The sequence below is a fragment of the Lentzea sp. NBRC 102530 genome, from assembly GCF_030269365.1.
Classification (GTDB): domain Bacteria; phylum Actinomycetota; class Actinomycetes; order Mycobacteriales; family Pseudonocardiaceae; genus Lentzea.
In genome coordinates this window covers 125,800-139,756 of the sequence record NZ_BSTF01000004.1, presented here as the reverse complement: position 1 = coordinate 139,756, position 13,957 = coordinate 125,800, and the positions used below count along the sequence as shown (strand labels likewise).

The window sequence follows — 13,957 nt, the reverse complement described above, 5'->3', positions numbered from 1 at the left end:
CCACTCGAGACGTCTAGAGCCTGCGCAGGCCGGCCAGCACGCGTTCCAGCAGCATCCCGTCCGGCCGGTCGCCGCCGAACGACGACGCCGTGCGGTGCACGTCGATCAGCCCGTGCCCGGCCATGTCGCCGAGCAGGACCTTCGTGACGCCCAGCGGCAGTCCGCGCAGGGCGGCGATCTCCGCCACCGAACGGGGCTGCACGCACAACGCCAGCACGTCCTGGTGCTCCGGCCGGACCGCGGTGGACGAGAACTCGTTCACCGACACCAGGGTCTCGATCTCCAGGTGCACGTCGGACGTCGTGCGGCCACCGGTCCAGGCGTAGGCGCGGACGATCGACGCCGACGCGTCGAAGCCCGTCTCCACCGAAGGCAGCGGCGGGACCGCGGGGAACGGCTGGAACGGTGCCGTCGCGTACGGGTCCGGCTGCTCCGGCGGCGGTTCGGGCGCGCGCTGCGCCTTCTTCTTGCCGCGCTTGCGGATCCGTTCGCTGTCGAAGCTGAAACCGCTGATCAGGTCACCGAAGTTGACCTGATCGTCAGGCTCTCTGCTCATGCGAGCTCAGCCCGCAGTTCCGGTGTGAGCAACTGGCCCACCTGGCGCGTCACCACGGTCATCTCGTAGGCGATCTGGGCGACGTCGGCGGACGACGACGCCAGCACCGCGAGGACCGAGCCGTCGCTGATCGCGGACAGCAGCATGACGCCCCTGTCCATCTGCACGACCGTGCGGACGACCGACTCGCCGGCGAAGCACTGCGACGCCGAGTCGGCGAGTGAGACCACACCCGCCACGATCGCCGCGAACTGCGGTGCGACGTGCGCGGGCAGCTTCGAGGACGAGATCAACACCAAGCCGTCGGCCGAGATCACCACGGCGTGTTCGATGCCGGGTGTGCGTTCGGCGAAGTTGGTGACCAGCCAGCCGAACTGGTCCACCTGCGTGCTCATCGACTCTCCTGGTTTTCGGGAAGGCCGCGTTGCACACCCCGCTGGAAGGCGTTGAGGAATCCTCGTGCCGACTCAGGCGTCTGGCGTGCGGGTGCGGGGGGAGGCGGCGGTGCGGCGGCCGGCGACGTCTGCTGGAACCACGAAGCTTGCTGCCGTTCGATCGCCTCCCCTCGGAAAGACTCCCAGGACTCTTCCCGTCGTGGTGCCAGTTCGGCCGGAACCAACACGATCGCGCGAGTCCCCTTACCTTGTTTCGCGTCCAGACGTACCACGATCTGGTGGCGCGCGGCGAGCCTGCCGACCACGAAAAGTCCCATTTCGCGGAAGACCTGCACGTCGACACCCTCCCCCGCGGCTTCGAGGCGGTGGTTCACCGCGGCGAGCGCTTCGGGGTCGATGCCGATGCCGTGGTCCACCACGTCGATCTGCACGATGCCGCCCGCCTCGATCGACGCGCTGATCGCGACCTGCGTGTTCGGCGGCGAGAACGACGTCGCGTTGTCGAGGAGTTCGGCGAGCAGGCGGACCAGGTCGCTGGCCACGTAACCGACGACCTCGGCGTTGGGCGCGGTGTGCACCATGACCCGCTGGTACTGCTCGATCTCCGCCGCCGCCGCGCGCAGCACGTCGGTGAGCGGGATCGGCTTGTGGAACCGCCGGGCCACGTCGCCGCCGGAGAGCACCATCAGGTTCTCGTTGTTGCGGCGCATGCGGGTGGCGAGGTGGTCGAGCTTGAAGAGGTTCGCGAGCTGGTCCGGGTCCTCCTCGTACTTCTCCAGCTCCTCCATCAGCTTGAGCTGGCGTTCGACGAGGCTCTGGCTGCGGCGCGAGAGGTTGACGAAGATGTTGCTCATGTTCGAGCGCATGCGCGCCTGCTCGATGACCGACTTCACGGCCTGCTGGTGCACCTCGTCGAACGCGCGCGCCACCTCGCCGAACTCCTCGGTCGTGTCGACCGGGACGGCCTCGATCTCGGTGCTGCCGCGGCCGGTCGCGACCATCTCGGGCAGCTTGGTCCACGCCACGTCGAGGGCGGAGCGGCGCAGCGTGTTCAGCGAGCGCAGCAGGTAGCGGCCGACGACGAAGCCGACCGTGGCCGCCAGGATCAGGCTGGCGAACAGGATCGCGGACGCGGTGCCGGCGGCGTCGCTCGACTCGTCGCGCAGGCGGTTCGAGGTGGTGCGCAGGTCGTCCTGCAGACCCGTGACCACGCTGTCCATCGCCGTGACGACGGCGCCGGTGGCCTTCGTCCAGTCCTGCGTCGCGATCGGCAGCGTCTTGGGCCGGTTGTTCGCGGTGTTGCCGTTGCCCGTGTTCGGCGCGTCCGAGGTCGGGTGCAGCACCGCGGCGGCCAGCATCGTGCGCTGGGCCTCGATGTCCGGGCCGCTGAAGTTCTTGCCGTAGACCTTCATCTGGTCGGGCGTCGCGAGGGCCGCGAACTCGTCCGCGATGTAGCCGAGCTTGACGTTCGACTCGACCAGCGCGCGGACCTCGGCGGTGGTGAGCTGGCCGCGGGTGAGCCCGGACAGCACGACGGCCTGCTGGTAGAGCACCTGGTCGCGGACGTGCACCACGTGGTGCAGGCCCATCGCGGTGCGCAGCAGGGCGGCGTCGCCGAACTCGCTGGCCATCACCTCGTCGACGTCGAGCAGCGAGTCGGTGAGCTCGCTGTAGATCTTGATCACCGCGGGGATGTCGTTGCTGCTGCGGTCGCGCAACACCGCCAGGTCACCGATGCGGTTCTGGACCTCGGTGATGCGGGCGGTCACGACCTCGCTGAGCGAGGTCCTGCCGATCTGGTCGCGCAGCACCGCGCGGGCGTCGTCAGTGCGCTTGCTCTGCTCGGAGAGGACCTCCGGACCGACGCCCTCGGCGACGATCCGCCGTTCCGCCTGCACGCCCTCGATCACGGGGATGAGGGCGGCACGGACCTTCACGAGCCGTTGCAGCGCCGCGTAGGAGTCAGCGCGCTCGATCTGGGAGTTGATGAGCACGACGCCGGCGCCCACCGCGATGGTGACCGGAACGATCAACACCGCGGCGAGCTTCACCGGCAGGCGCCAGTTGCGCCAGTTGGCGAACTTGGTGAACATCAGACGAAGAGCTTGGCCGCGTTCAGGAAGAGCCGGTACAGGCCGTAGGCGAGGGGCAGCCCCACCCACAACCACGCACCGATGAGCAGCAACCGCTGGGAGCTCACTTCTTCACCACGCCTTCCGCGTCTTCCTTGTCGGCAGTCTCGGCGGCCTCGGCGGCCTCGGCCTCGTTCCACTTGGCGACGGTGTCGTCGCCCGTCTCCGTGGCGGCCTCGGGCTGGTCGGCCTCGACGGCGGCCTTCGGCTCGTGGAACTTCGGGTCGACCGGGCGGATCAACTCGTTCGCGATGAAGCCGACGACCAGCAGCGAGATCATGATGTAGAACGACGTCGCGTACAAATCGGGGCCGGTGTGCCCGGCCTTCTTGCCGGCGTCCGCGATGGCGTTGACGATCAGCGGCCCCAGGACACCGGCCACGGACCACGCCGTGAGCAGGCGGCCGTGGATCGCGCCGACCTGGTAGGTCCCGAACAGGTCCCGCAGGTACGCGGGGACGGTCGCGAAGCCCGCGCCGTAGAACGACAGGATCACCATCGCCGCGATCACGAACAGCGGGGTGCTGGTCGAGCCGACGGTCAGCAGCACCAGGTAGAGCAGCGCGCCGACGCCGAGGTAGAGGCGGTAGATGTTCTTGCGGCCCACGACGTCCGAAGTGGACGACCAGACGAACCGGCCCGCCATGTTCGCGGCGGACAGCAGCGCGACGAAGCCGGTGGCGGCGGTCGCGGCGACCGGCGTCGAGGACTCCTTGAAGAAGTCGACCAGCATCGGGGCGGCCTTCTCCAGGATGCCGATGCCCGCGGTGACGTTGAAGCAGAGCACGACCCACAGCAGCCAGAACTGCGGCGTCTTGATCGCGTTGTTCGCGGAGACGTTGTGCGTGACGGTGGCCTTCGGCCGGTCCTTGAGCAGCGCCTCCTTCTCCGCGGTGAACTCCTTGGAGGGCAGGCGGATCAGCAGCACGCCGAGGCTCATGAAGACCGCGTAGGCGATGCCGTGCACGAGGAAGGCCTTGCCGATGCCCGAGGTGGTGGCGCCGAACGCCGTCAGCATCGAGGTCGACCACGGGGACGCGATCAGCGCACCGCCGCCGAAGCCCATGATCGCGATGCCGGTCGCCATGCCCGGCCGGTCGGGGAACCACTTGATCAGCGTCGAGACCGGCGAGATGTAGCCGATGCCGAGACCGATGCCGCCGACGAGGCCGTAGCCCAGCACGACGACCCAGTACTGCCCGGCCCACACGCCCAGCGCCGAGATCAGCAGACCGGAGCAGAAGGCGATCGTGGACATCAGCATGGCCCAGCGCGGACCCCTGCGCTCCACCGTCGTGCCGAGCACGGCGGCCGAGAGCCCGAGCATGACGATGCCGAGCTGGAACGGCAGTGCGGACTGCGTTCCGGTGATGCCCAGAGATTTCTCCAACGGCGTCTTGAAGACGCTCCAGGCGTAGGCCTGACCAATGGAGAGATGAATCGCCAGAGCTGCGGGCGGAACGAGCCAGCGGTTCCATCCGGGAGGCGCGACTTGGCGTTCGCGCGCTAAGAACCCCACTTTATCCCCAACCGTCACCACTTAATGCGGACCGGCCGATCCTAGGCCAGGTGCACACGTGCGACAACGGTCTTGACGAAGGCTTCAGGTGTTGCACACGGCGCAACTCACCACCGTCCACTTGATACAAACCGTGGTTCGAACCATTTGAGACGAATGAGTTCACGGTTTTCAGTCCGGTTTCGGTCCGGTCTCACCCCGGCATTGGTCCGGTTTCGCCCGGTTCCACCACCTCTGCCACGTTGACTGCACACGTGAGAGCGCTACAGTGAGCCCCGCACACGAGGGGCAGGGGTACATGACCAAGGCGATGAGGTCGCCTGGCGAAGCGCAGCACGAGTACCGGGAAATCCGGGGTTTCGCGTCGTTCGACGACCCCGAGACTTTGTCGTACGTCGATTCCGACGGCAACCCGAAGTTCGAGGCGATTCGCGAGACCGACGAATTCCGGACTCTCCGCCGTCGTCTCACGACGTTCATCTTCCCGATGACGGCGCTTTTCCTGACGTCCTACCTGACCTTCGTACTGCTGTCCGCGTACGCGAAAGACTTCGTCAGCACCAAGGTGATCGGCGTGATCAACCTCGGCATCCTGTTGGGTCTCGGACAGTTTGTGACTTCGATCATCATCACGCTCGGTTATGCCCGTTACGCAAAGCGACGGCTGGACCCGCAGCGGAAATTGCTGGCAGAGAAGACAGGCGTCGAGGAGTAAGGCATGCCCACCACCGGCAACCCGGTGCTGAACCTCAGCGTCTTCGCGGTGTTCGTCCTGATCACCCTCTACATCGTCTACCGCGCGTCGAGCCGCAACGTGACGGCGTCGGACTACTACGCCGCCGGCAGCTCGTTCACCGGCGCCCAGAACGGCGTGGCGCTGTCCGGTGACTTCCTGTCCGCCGCGTCGTTCCTCGGCATCTCCGGCGGCATCGCGGCGCACGGCTACGACGGCTTCCTGTACTCCGTCGGCTGGGTCGTCGCCTGGCTCGTCGGCCTGCTGCTGATCGCCGAGGGCCTGCGCAACACGGGCCGCTTCACCGTCGGCGACGTCCTGGCGTTCCGCATGCGCCAGCGCCCCGTGCGCGCGGCCGCGGCGAACGCGACGCTGGTGATCTCGTTCTTCTACATGATCGCGCAGATGGCGGGCGCCGGCGGCCTGATCGCGTTGCTGCTGAACGTGACCTCGAAGTGGGGCCAGGCGATCCTGATCGCCGTCGTGGGCATGGTCATGGTGCTCTACGTGCTGGTCGGCGGCATGAAGGGCACCACCTGGGTGCAGATCATCAAGGCCGTCCTGCTGCTGCTCTGCGTGACGCTGATGAGCGTCTTCCTGCTGGGCAAGTTCGGCTTCTCGCTGTCGGCGATCATGGACCAGGCCACCGACAACAACAAGCTCGGCGACGCGGTCCTCGACCCCGGCGCCAAGTACGGCTTCAGCGCGATGTCCAAACTGGACTTCGTGTCGCTGGCCCTGTCGCTGGTGCTCGGCATCGCGTCCCTGCCGCACGTGCTGATGCGCTTCTACACCGTGCCGAACGCCTCCGAGGCGCGCCGGTCCGTGGTGTGGGCGACCTGGACGATGGTCATCTTCTACCTGTGCACGCTGGTGATCGGCTTCGGCGCGATGGCACTGGTCGGCACCGACAAGATCGCCGCCGCCCCCGGCGGCGAGAACTCCGCCGCGCCGCTGCTGGCGTTCGAGATCGGCGGGGCGGTGCTGCTCGGCATCGTGTCGGCGGTGGCGTTCGCGACGATCCTCGCCGTGGTGGCCGGGTTGACGCTCGCTGCTTCCGCGTCCTTCGCGCACGACGTGTACGCGAACGTGATCAAGCGCGGCAACGCCGAGCCCCGGCGGGAGATCCGGGTCGCGCGGTTGACCGCCGTGGTGGTCGGGATCTTGTCGATCATCGGTGGTATCGCGGCCAACGGGCAGAACGTGGCGTTCCTGGTGTCGCTGGCGTTGGCCCTTGCGGCTTCCGCCAACCTGTCGACGATCCTGTACACGATCTTCTGGCGGCGGTTCAACACCGTGGGGACGTTGTGGAGCATCTACGGCGGGCTCGGGTCGTGCCTGGTGCTGATCATCTTCTCGCCGGTGATGTCCGGAGCGTCTACCTCGATCTTCCCGGACGTCGACTTCGCGTGGTTCCCGCTGGGCAACCCCGGGCTGGTGTCGATCCCGTTCTCGTTCCTGTGCGGGTTCCTGGCGACCGTGTTCTCGAAGCGGGAGCCGGAGATGGATGCCCGGGCGGCCGAGATGGAGGTTCGGGCGATCTCCGGGATCGGCGCCCGGCACTAAGCCTCGGGGATGATGCCCGACTCGTGCGCGATGATCGCCGCCTGCACCCGGTTCCGGACGCCCAGCTGCCGGAAGATCGTGCTCACGTACACCTTCACGGTGCCCTCCACCACGTGGAGGCGCGCCGCGATCTCCGCGTTCGACAGGCCCGCCCCCACCAGTCCCAGCACCTCGCGTTCGCGGGCGGTCAGGACCTCGATCCGTTGCTGGGCCTGCGGTCTCGGTCGGGTGCGGGAGAGCTGGTCCACGACCCGCTTGGCCACCAGGGGTGAGAGGAACGCGCCGCCGCTCGCCACCGCGCGGACGCCCGAGATGATCTCCTGCGGGTCGCCCGTCTTCAGGACGAAGCCCGCCGCGCCCTCGCCCAGTGCGCGGGCGATGTAGGCGTCGTCCGCGAAGGTGGTCAGCACGAGGGTCTTGGTGTCCGGGTGGCATTCCCTGATCACCTTGGCCGCGTCCAGGCCGTCGAAGACCGGCATGCGGATGTCCAGGACGGCCACGTCCGGGCGGTGGCGGGCCACCAGGTCGACGGCCTGGCTGCCGTTCTCCGCCTCGGCGACCACCTCGACGTCGCGTGCCGTGGCCAGGACCGCTTTGACGCCGAACCTGACCACCGGTTCGTCGTCGGCCAGCACGACCCTGATCAACCGCTCCTCCTGACGAGCCACTGCTTCGACACGAGTCGATCATCCCGGAAGCAGAGTTGGTGGAGGTCGTGGCGGTCGCCGTCGAACGGGTTGGGGTGCGTGCTGTAGTAGCGGCACTCGGTGTTCGGGGGTGCGGTGACGCCCAGTGGGTTGTCGACCCTGGTGCGGAGCGGGAGGTCCAGGGAGTCGTCGTCCTGCCCGAGTTGTGCCCGTTCGAACTGCTGCGGGGTCAGGACGGACGTGACGGCGTCGAACACCATGTAGCCCGGGACGCCGACGGCGATTCCCGCGCACACGACCGAGGTGATCAGCACGGTCCTGCGCGCGCTCTTGCGGATCTCCTCCGCCGTGCGTTCGCGGCGCACGTGGGTGGGGGTGGTGCTCGCGCGCGGGCGTTCGGGGAGCTTGGCCCGCACTTCGAAGCCGCCGTCGTCGGAGGGGGCCGCCTCGAACCAGCCGCCCACCAGCGCCACCCGTTCGGCCAGGCCCACCAGTCCCTTGCCGCTGCCCACGGCGTGGGTGCGGGGAGCAGGGCCGTTGGTGATGCGGAGTTCCAGGTTCGCGGTGAGGGTCACGGTGACGTGCGCGCGGGGGGCGTGTTTGATCACGTTCGTCAACGCCTCGGCGGTCACGCGGTGGACGGTGCGGGCGATGATGCCGTCGATCGCGGTCTTGCGGTGGTTGGTGAGTTCCACGTCCAGGCCGCTCCTGGCGACGACCTCTTCCAGCGTTGCCACCGGTTCGTCCTCGTCGGCGCGCAGCACCTGCATGACGTCCGCCAGGCGTTCGGCCGCGGCCGTGACGCTCGCGCGGGCGGTCTTCGCGGCTTCGCGTTGCCCGGTGGTGAGGGTGGGTTCCAGTTCCAGGGCGCCGGTCAGCAGGGCGGCGCGGGCCAGTTCGTGGCCGACCAGGTCGTGCATTTCGCCCGCCAGGCGGGCACGTTCGGCGTCGCGGGCGTTCTCGACGCTGCGTTCCAGCAACGCCGCGTGCTCCCAGCCGACGTCCTGGAGTTCGACGTAGCGGCGGCGGAAGCGGCCGATCGCCCACGGCACCACGCCCAGCACGCCGATGCCGGACGTGACGGCCAGCGCGGTGTCCGAGCCGCCGCGTTCGGTCAGCGCCACGACCACGCCGGCGAACTCCGCCAGGGTCAACGTGATCGCGGTCGGGCGCGGGTCGGGCGCGTGCCGTCCGGCGAGGAAGCTGAGCACCGCGAGGGCCGGTGCCAGCGCGAGCACGCCGGTGGCGCTGTCGAACTCGACCCGCAGCAGGTAGCAGAGCAGCCAGGCGCCCAGCCCCAGGCCCAGCCCCACCGCCGGCCTGCGCGGTACGACCAGGAACGCGGCGGCGAGGATCACCAGGTACAGCAGCACTTCCCAGACGGCCAGCCGTCCCGGCCGTGAGGTCACGGCCGCCGCGACGACCAGCAATCCCGAGCCCGCCCACAGCACCAGCCGCAACCACACGGCACCCATCATCGCAGTCGCTGCATCACCACGGTCGGCGCCTCCTCCAGGCGCGGTGCCTTCACCGGCAGCTTCTTCTTCAGCAGCACCGCGATCGCCCACGACACCAACGCTCCGAGCGCGAGCCCGGCCAGCACGTCGTGTACGTAGTGGACACCCACGACCACGCGCGACGCCGCCGCCGCGACCGCGCACACCGCCGCGATCCAGCCGTAGGTCCGGTGCAGCGCGAAGATCGCCATCGCGGACGCGCCCGCGATCACCGAGTGGTTGCTGGGGAACGACCAGTCGTCCGGCGCCGGGCACTCGGCGATCGACGGCCTGGTGCGGCACGGCCGGTCCTCCTGCACGACCAGCTTGACCACCTCGCTGATCGCGTACGCCACCACCACTCCGGCACCGGCGAGGAACGCCCGCAGCCTGTGCTGGAACCACAGCGCCAGAAACATCAACGCGAACACGCCGAGCACCGCGTCGGTGCCCACAGTCAGCCAAGTCACCCAGCCGAACCTACGAAGACGACGGCTCCGGCGCCCCTGCCCTTCGGAACCGAGTGGCCCTAACTTTCGACAAGGAACGCGTCGACACGAACAGCACGATGAAAGCGCGCGGCCTGTGGCCGACCGCTACGTGTTCCTGCACGCGCCCGGCCCGGTGATCGGGGCGCTCGCCATGCTCAGGACCAGGTCGTAGCCAGCCACCGAGTCGCGGCACTCCTGGAGGTAGTGGCGGAGGTCTTCGGCAGTCATCCTTCGGACCCTGGCGCCGAGGTCTGACGGTCCCGGGAGCCTCGCCCGCGCCCGCGCCGCCGGACGGGCGGCGCGCCACCCTTTCGTGCCGATCCAGGTCAACGCCGAATCGCTCGAATCCCGCTCGAGTTCCGCTGGAGCGGCGGTTCGTCTAGGACACAAGCTGACCTCAAGTGGTCCTAGAGTCCTTCATGTCGGGACAAACGAACGAAGGACAGAAGCGATGACCACCACCGAGATCCTCACCGGCGAGCGCGCGGACCTCCTCGAGACGCTGCGGCAGCACCGCTGGTTCCTGACGTTCACCGCGCAGGGCCTGACCGACGAGCAGGCAGCGTCCAGCCCGACCGCCAGCGCGCTGTCCATCGGCGGGCTGATCAAGCACGTCGCGTCGGTCGAGGAGAACTGGGTCAAGTTCATCGAGCACGGCACGTCGGCCATGGAGTCCGACCCCGAGTCGACGGACTACGAGAACCACGAGGCGAACTTCCGGATGGAGGCGGGCGAGACGCTGGAGAGCATCATCGCCCGGTACAACGAGGTCGCGGCCTACACCGACAAGCTGGTGGAGACGGTCGACATGGACCTGTCGCACGCGCTGCCGGCCGCGCCCTGGTTCCCGGAGGGCAAGACCTGGTCGGCCCGGCGGGTGTTCGTGCACATCGTGGCGGAGACCTCGCAGCACGCCGGGCACGCGGACATCATCCGGGAGACGATCGACGGCCAGAAGACGATGGGCTGAGGCCCGTCACGGCCTCGGTGGCGAGAAGGTCGAGAGGAACTGGTCCCGGAAGTCGCTCATCCGCGACACCGGGGCCGTCGCGCCCGGCCTGATCCCGTCGTCCCACTTCCAGTCGGCGACCTTCGCCATCACGGCGGGGTCCTTGGCCACGATGGTGATCGGCACGTCCCGCGACGCCCCCTCGCCGGTCACCATCTGCGCCGGCTGGTGGTCCCCGAGGAACACCATCACCAGGTTCTCGTCGCCGTACTCCTCGAGGTACGACAGCACGGACTCGAGCGAGTACGAGATCGAGTGCGCGTAGTCGGCGCGGACGGCGCCGGGGTCGCGGCCGAAGATGGACTCCGGCGGGTCGTTCGAGGCGGGCATGGTGCGGTAGATCGAGCCGTCGCCGAGCTCGTCCCAGTCGACGAAGTCCGGGGTCGGCGACCACGGCGCGTGCGAGGACACCATCGGGATCGCGGCCATCACGGGTCCGTCCACCTTCGAGCGTTCGTTGCGTTGGAACGATTCCAAGGTGAACTGGTCGGGCGTGGTCGCGTAGCCGAAGCGCGGGCCCCGGTAGCCGAGGTCCTGTGCGGCGTAGATCTTGTCGTAGTGGAAGAAGTCGCCTTCCGGCCACGCCTGCGTGATGCCGGGCACGACGCCCACCGAACGCCAGGAGGCCTCGCGGAACGCGCGCGGCAACGTGAGCCGGTCGGAGGCGACCAGGTTGCGGTAGCGCTGCTGGTTGTCGATCCACAGACCGGACAGCAGGGTCGCCTGCGCCATCCAGCTGCCGCCGCCCGCGGTCGGCGAGGTCAGGTAGGCGGACTTCGCGCTGTACCCGGCGGTCTTCAGGCGGTCGTTGCCGGACGCGAGTTTCGTGGCGACGTCGGGCAGGTCGAGGGCGGACTTGCCGTAGCTCTCCACGAACGTGAAGACGACGTCCTTGCCCTGCAACGAGGACAGCAGGCCGGCCTGGCCGCGGAACGCGTCGACCGAGGCTTCGGCGGCGAACGCCTCCTGGTCGTGCAGGCCGGCCTGGACGCGCCGCGCGTGGTCGACCAGCGAGGTCGCGGCGGCGTCGGAGTAGACGGGGATCCCGGGCACCGCAAGCGAAACACAGGCCACGGCGACGAGTGCCACCGCGCGGATCGCGACAGGACGGCGTCCTGCGGCCACGGAACTGAGGCGCAGCACGGAAAGCGCGGCCAGCCAGACGATGCCGACGACCAGGGCGACGGCCAGGCCCACGGCGAGCACGGAGGCGATGCGGCCGAACGTCACGTCCAGGAAGTCGATGGCGGGCACCAGCAACGGCCAGTCCAGCACGAGGTCGAACGGCCGGTACAGCACCACGTCGAAGCCGATGTCCATGATCTTCACGACGGTGAAGACGCCCAGGGCGATGCCGCCCGCCACGGCGAACGGCTTGCGGTAGCGGTCCGGCAGCAGCACCAGCACCATGACGCCGACGAGGCCCTCGAGCGGCACCCGCAGGAACGCCTCCCACGAGAACTTCTCCAGGTCGTTCGGGGCGATGAGCACGAACAACACGAACAGGCCGGCCAGCACCGTGACCGTTCGCCGCAGCAACATCCTCACCGAGCAACCCCTTTCCGGACCCCATGAGGTAAACGCGGCGCGGCCCGTGGCCGGTTCAACTGCTCTACCATCGAGTTCGTGACCCGCCCGCACGTTCTGCTGAGCGTCGCCGTCAGCCTCGACGGCCACATCGACGACCGCGGCACCGAGAGGTTTCCGCTTTCGAACGCCGAGGACTTCGACCACGTCGACCGGATGCGCGCGGAGTCGGACGCCATTCTGGCCGGGGCCGAGACGTTGCGCCGCGACAACGCGCGGCTGCTCGTCTACAGCGAAGAACGACGCGCGCGGAGAACAGCCGACGGCAAACCCGAACTCCCGCTGCGGGTGACCGTCACGAGGAGTGGCGACTTCGACCCTGAGCTGCGGTTCTGGCACTGCGGCGGTGCCAGCCTGGTCTACACGCGGACCGCGAAGACGACGGTCGACCACCTCACCGAAACCAAGACCTTCAGCGAATTCTCCGAGATTCTCGACGACCTCGGCGCACGTGGCGTGAGAAAGCTCATGGTCGAAGGCGGCACCAGCATTCACACGGCGTTCCTGCGGGCCGGACTGGCCGACGAGATCCGGGTCGCGGTGGCGCCGATGCTGATCGGACAGGCGACGGCCCCGCGTTTCGTGAATCCCGCCGAATTCCCCGGTGGACCGGCGCGCCGATTCCACCTGGAGGACGTCACGAAACTCGGAGACGTCGCGGTGCTCCGCTACTTCCCGAAAGTCACTTCCGAACGAGCTTGAGCGCCCCGAGGATCTGCTCGCGGCGGTAGAAGGCGATCACCAGCGCCCACACCACGTAGATCAACGGCCACATCGCGCCCTTGAAGCCGCCGTTGGTCACCAGGAACACCTCGGTGAACGCCGCGCCGGCCATGATGCCCGCGAGCGCCAGCGCCGCCAGCCCGCAGATGCGCGGGATGAGCAGGCCGATCGCGGCCGCGATCTCCAGCGTGCCGGTGAGGTAGCGGAACCACTGGCCGAACCCGATGTCGTCGAACTTCGCGACGAACTGGTCGGTGAACAGCGAGTAGCCGTTCCGCACGAACTCCACGGCGAGCACGATCTGGAGGATCCAGACGACGACGTTGCCGATCTTCGCCGCGGTAGAGGTCTGCTCAGACATGGCGGGATCCTCCCACCGACACGGGCGCGTTGTTGTACAGCCACAGCACATCGCGACCGAACGACCACACCAACGATGCCAACGCGAGACCGACGAGCACGCCCGCGAACGGCAGCAGCCCGGACGCCGCCACCACGAGGAAGATCCCCTGCACCGCGGCCACGACCTTGCGCGCGTAGCTGGCCGGCAGCGGCGCGTTCATCCAGCGCAACCGCCACGACGCGGCCACGAACACGTACCGCATCAAACCGATCGCGAGCACCCACGGACCCATGTGGACGGCCACGTACGCGCTCAGCACGAGGATCAGGAACGCGTCGACCTCCATGTCGAACCGCGCGCCCAAGGCGGTCGAGGTGCCCGTGCGGCGGGCGACCTGACCGTCCACCCAGTCGAGCGACAACGCGACGGCGGCGAGCGTCACGACCAGAGCGACCGGAACGTCCTGACCTGCGCGGTCGGCCACCAACGCGGTCACCGCGCCGACCATCAGGCCGCGGGCGAGCGTGACGCGGTCAGCGGGTCCTAACGAGGAGACGCGGTGGCGCTGCATGCCGTAGCCGAGGAACGCCCAGGTGGCGAAGCCGTAGGCGAGACCGGCGGCCCAGCCGAGCGGGCCGAGACCGGCGGTGGCACCGACCACGGCCAGCGCGAGGACCTGGAACCCGGCCCAGATGGCAGGCTCCCGCAGGACGGGTGCCGTCCTGGTGTGCTGAAGTGTGATCATCAGGTGCCCCTAACG

Annotated in this window: 16 protein-coding genes; 4 read left to right on the top strand and 12 right to left on the bottom strand. The window is 68.6% G+C overall.

Features of this window, described 5'->3' with window-relative positions; translation table 11 throughout:
• Window positions 1-13 precede the first annotated feature (13 nt).
• The 5 genes from QSK25_RS12080 to QSK25_RS12065 are packed head-to-tail and all read right to left on the bottom strand — an operon-like array spanning window position 14 to window position 4,602.
• Window positions 14-556 carry a DUF742 domain-containing protein gene (locus QSK25_RS12080; RefSeq protein ID WP_285637945.1) on the bottom strand — a complete coding sequence of 181 codons (543 nt, stop codon included), beginning with the start codon at window positions 554-556 and terminating at the stop codon, window positions 14-16.
• Window positions 553-951: a roadblock/LC7 domain-containing protein gene (locus QSK25_RS12075; RefSeq protein WP_285637943.1), complete on the bottom strand. Its 399-nt coding sequence runs from the start codon at window positions 949-951 to the stop codon at window positions 553-555. The genes QSK25_RS12080 and QSK25_RS12075 overlap by 4 nt, the downstream gene beginning before the upstream one ends.
• A complete protein-coding gene (locus tag QSK25_RS12070) occupies window positions 948-3,044 on the bottom strand; it encodes a sensor histidine kinase (RefSeq protein ID WP_285637941.1) in 2,097 nt (698 codons plus the stop codon). Before QSK25_RS12070 ends, QSK25_RS12075 begins: the two co-directional genes overlap by 4 nt.
• A complete protein-coding gene (locus QSK25_RS45575) occupies window positions 3,044-3,151 on the bottom strand; it encodes an MFS transporter small subunit (RefSeq protein WP_414675501.1) in 108 nt (35 codons plus the stop codon). The genes QSK25_RS12070 and QSK25_RS45575 overlap by 1 nt, the downstream gene beginning before the upstream one ends.
• Window positions 3,148-4,602, bottom strand: a complete 1,455-nt coding sequence (locus QSK25_RS12065; RefSeq protein ID WP_285637939.1) for an OFA family MFS transporter — start codon at window positions 4,600-4,602, stop codon at window positions 3,148-3,150. Before QSK25_RS12065 ends, QSK25_RS45575 begins: the two co-directional genes overlap by 4 nt.
• A 298-nt stretch (window positions 4,603-4,900) precedes the next feature.
• Between QSK25_RS12065 and QSK25_RS12060 the strand changes: the two genes are divergently transcribed.
• A complete protein-coding gene (locus QSK25_RS12060; RefSeq protein WP_285637937.1) occupies window positions 4,901-5,317 on the top strand; it encodes a DUF485 domain-containing protein in 417 nt (138 codons plus the stop codon).
• A gap of 3 nt (window positions 5,318-5,320) precedes the next feature.
• Entirely contained in the window at window positions 5,321-6,901 is a 1,581-nt protein-coding gene (locus QSK25_RS12055; RefSeq protein WP_285637935.1) for a monocarboxylic acid transporter, read from the top strand.
• On the opposite strand, the gene QSK25_RS12050 is transcribed toward QSK25_RS12055, so the two are convergent.
• The 4 genes from QSK25_RS12050 to QSK25_RS12035 all read right to left on the bottom strand — a co-directional run bounded on the left by QSK25_RS12050 (window position 6,898) and on the right by QSK25_RS12035 (window position 9,763).
• Entirely contained in the window at window positions 6,898-7,548 is a 651-nt protein-coding gene (locus QSK25_RS12050) for a response regulator (protein ID WP_285637933.1), read from the bottom strand. The two genes, QSK25_RS12055 and QSK25_RS12050, sit on opposite strands and share 4 nt — an antisense overlap.
• Window positions 7,545-9,026, bottom strand: a complete 1,482-nt coding sequence (locus tag QSK25_RS12045; protein ID WP_285637930.1) for a sensor histidine kinase — start codon at window positions 9,024-9,026, stop codon at window positions 7,545-7,547. The genes QSK25_RS12050 and QSK25_RS12045 overlap by 4 nt, the downstream gene beginning before the upstream one ends.
• Window positions 9,023-9,514: a phosphatase PAP2 family protein gene (locus QSK25_RS12040; RefSeq protein WP_285637928.1), complete on the bottom strand. Its 492-nt coding sequence runs from the start codon at window positions 9,512-9,514 to the stop codon at window positions 9,023-9,025. The genes QSK25_RS12045 and QSK25_RS12040 overlap by 4 nt, the downstream gene beginning before the upstream one ends.
• 126 nt (window positions 9,515-9,640) lie before the next feature.
• The gene (locus QSK25_RS12035; protein ID WP_285637926.1) at window positions 9,641-9,763 is read right to left on the bottom strand and encodes a hypothetical protein; all 123 of its coding nucleotides are present in this window, start codon (window positions 9,761-9,763) and stop codon (window positions 9,641-9,643) included.
• Window positions 9,764-9,986: 223 nt separating this feature from the next.
• Here QSK25_RS12035 and QSK25_RS12030 point away from each other — a divergent pair, with 223 nt between their 5' ends.
• Window positions 9,987-10,505 (top strand): DinB family protein, encoded by a 519-nt coding sequence (locus QSK25_RS12030; protein WP_285637924.1) that lies wholly within the window; start codon window positions 9,987-9,989, stop codon window positions 10,503-10,505.
• 6 nt (window positions 10,506-10,511) lie between these two features.
• Here the strand turns inward: QSK25_RS12030 and QSK25_RS12025 are convergent, their stop codons facing one another.
• Window positions 10,512-12,086: a sulfatase-like hydrolase/transferase gene (locus tag QSK25_RS12025; protein WP_285638687.1), complete on the bottom strand. Its 1,575-nt coding sequence runs from the start codon at window positions 12,084-12,086 to the stop codon at window positions 10,512-10,514.
• Between the two features lie 84 nt (window positions 12,087-12,170).
• Between QSK25_RS12025 and QSK25_RS12020 the strand changes: the two genes are divergently transcribed.
• A complete protein-coding gene (locus QSK25_RS12020) occupies window positions 12,171-12,833 on the top strand; it encodes a RibD family protein (protein WP_285637922.1) in 663 nt (220 codons plus the stop codon).
• On the opposite strand, the gene QSK25_RS12015 is transcribed toward QSK25_RS12020, so the two are convergent.
• Both QSK25_RS12015 and QSK25_RS12010 read right to left on the bottom strand, forming a co-directional pair.
• Window positions 12,814-13,215, bottom strand: coding sequence for a DoxX family protein (locus QSK25_RS12015; RefSeq protein ID WP_285637920.1), 402 nt, complete (start codon window positions 13,213-13,215; stop codon window positions 12,814-12,816). The genes QSK25_RS12020 and QSK25_RS12015 overlap by 20 nt on opposite strands.
• Window positions 13,208-13,942 carry a CDP-alcohol phosphatidyltransferase family protein gene (locus QSK25_RS12010; protein WP_285637918.1) on the bottom strand — a complete coding sequence of 245 codons (735 nt, stop codon included), beginning with the start codon at window positions 13,940-13,942 and terminating at the stop codon, window positions 13,208-13,210. The genes QSK25_RS12015 and QSK25_RS12010 overlap by 8 nt, the downstream gene beginning before the upstream one ends.
• Between the last annotated feature and the right edge of the window lie 15 nt (window positions 13,943-13,957).

Bases quoted from the DNA above. Each gene is read 5' to 3' on its own strand.
- QSK25_RS12080 (WP_285637945.1), bottom strand. From the start codon at position 556: ATGAGCAGAGAGCCTGACGATCAGGTCAACTTCGGTGACCTGATCAGC.
- QSK25_RS12075 (WP_285637943.1), bottom strand. From the start codon at position 951: ATGAGCACGCAGGTGGACCAGTTCGGCTGGCTGGTCACCAACTTCGCC.
- QSK25_RS12070 (WP_285637941.1), bottom strand. From the start codon at position 3,044: ATGTTCACCAAGTTCGCCAACTGGCGCAACTGGCGCCTGCCGGTGAAG.
- QSK25_RS12060 (WP_285637937.1), top strand. From the start codon at position 4,901: ATGACCAAGGCGATGAGGTCGCCTGGCGAAGCGCAGCACGAGTACCGG.
- QSK25_RS12055 (WP_285637935.1), top strand. From the start codon at position 5,321: ATGCCCACCACCGGCAACCCGGTGCTGAACCTCAGCGTCTTCGCGGTG.
- QSK25_RS12045 (WP_285637930.1), bottom strand. From the start codon at position 9,026: ATGATGGGTGCCGTGTGGTTGCGGCTGGTGCTGTGGGCGGGCTCGGGA.
- QSK25_RS12035 (WP_285637926.1), bottom strand. From the start codon at position 9,763: ATGACTGCCGAAGACCTCCGCCACTACCTCCAGGAGTGCCGCGACTCG.
- QSK25_RS12030 (WP_285637924.1), top strand. From the start codon at position 9,987: ATGACCACCACCGAGATCCTCACCGGCGAGCGCGCGGACCTCCTCGAG.
- QSK25_RS12025 (WP_285638687.1), bottom strand. From the start codon at position 12,086: ATGTTGCTGCGGCGAACGGTCACGGTGCTGGCCGGCCTGTTCGTGTTG.
- QSK25_RS12015 (WP_285637920.1), bottom strand. From the start codon at position 13,215: ATGTCTGAGCAGACCTCTACCGCGGCGAAGATCGGCAACGTCGTCGTC.
- QSK25_RS12010 (WP_285637918.1), bottom strand. From the start codon at position 13,942: ATGATCACACTTCAGCACACCAGGACGGCACCCGTCCTGCGGGAGCCT.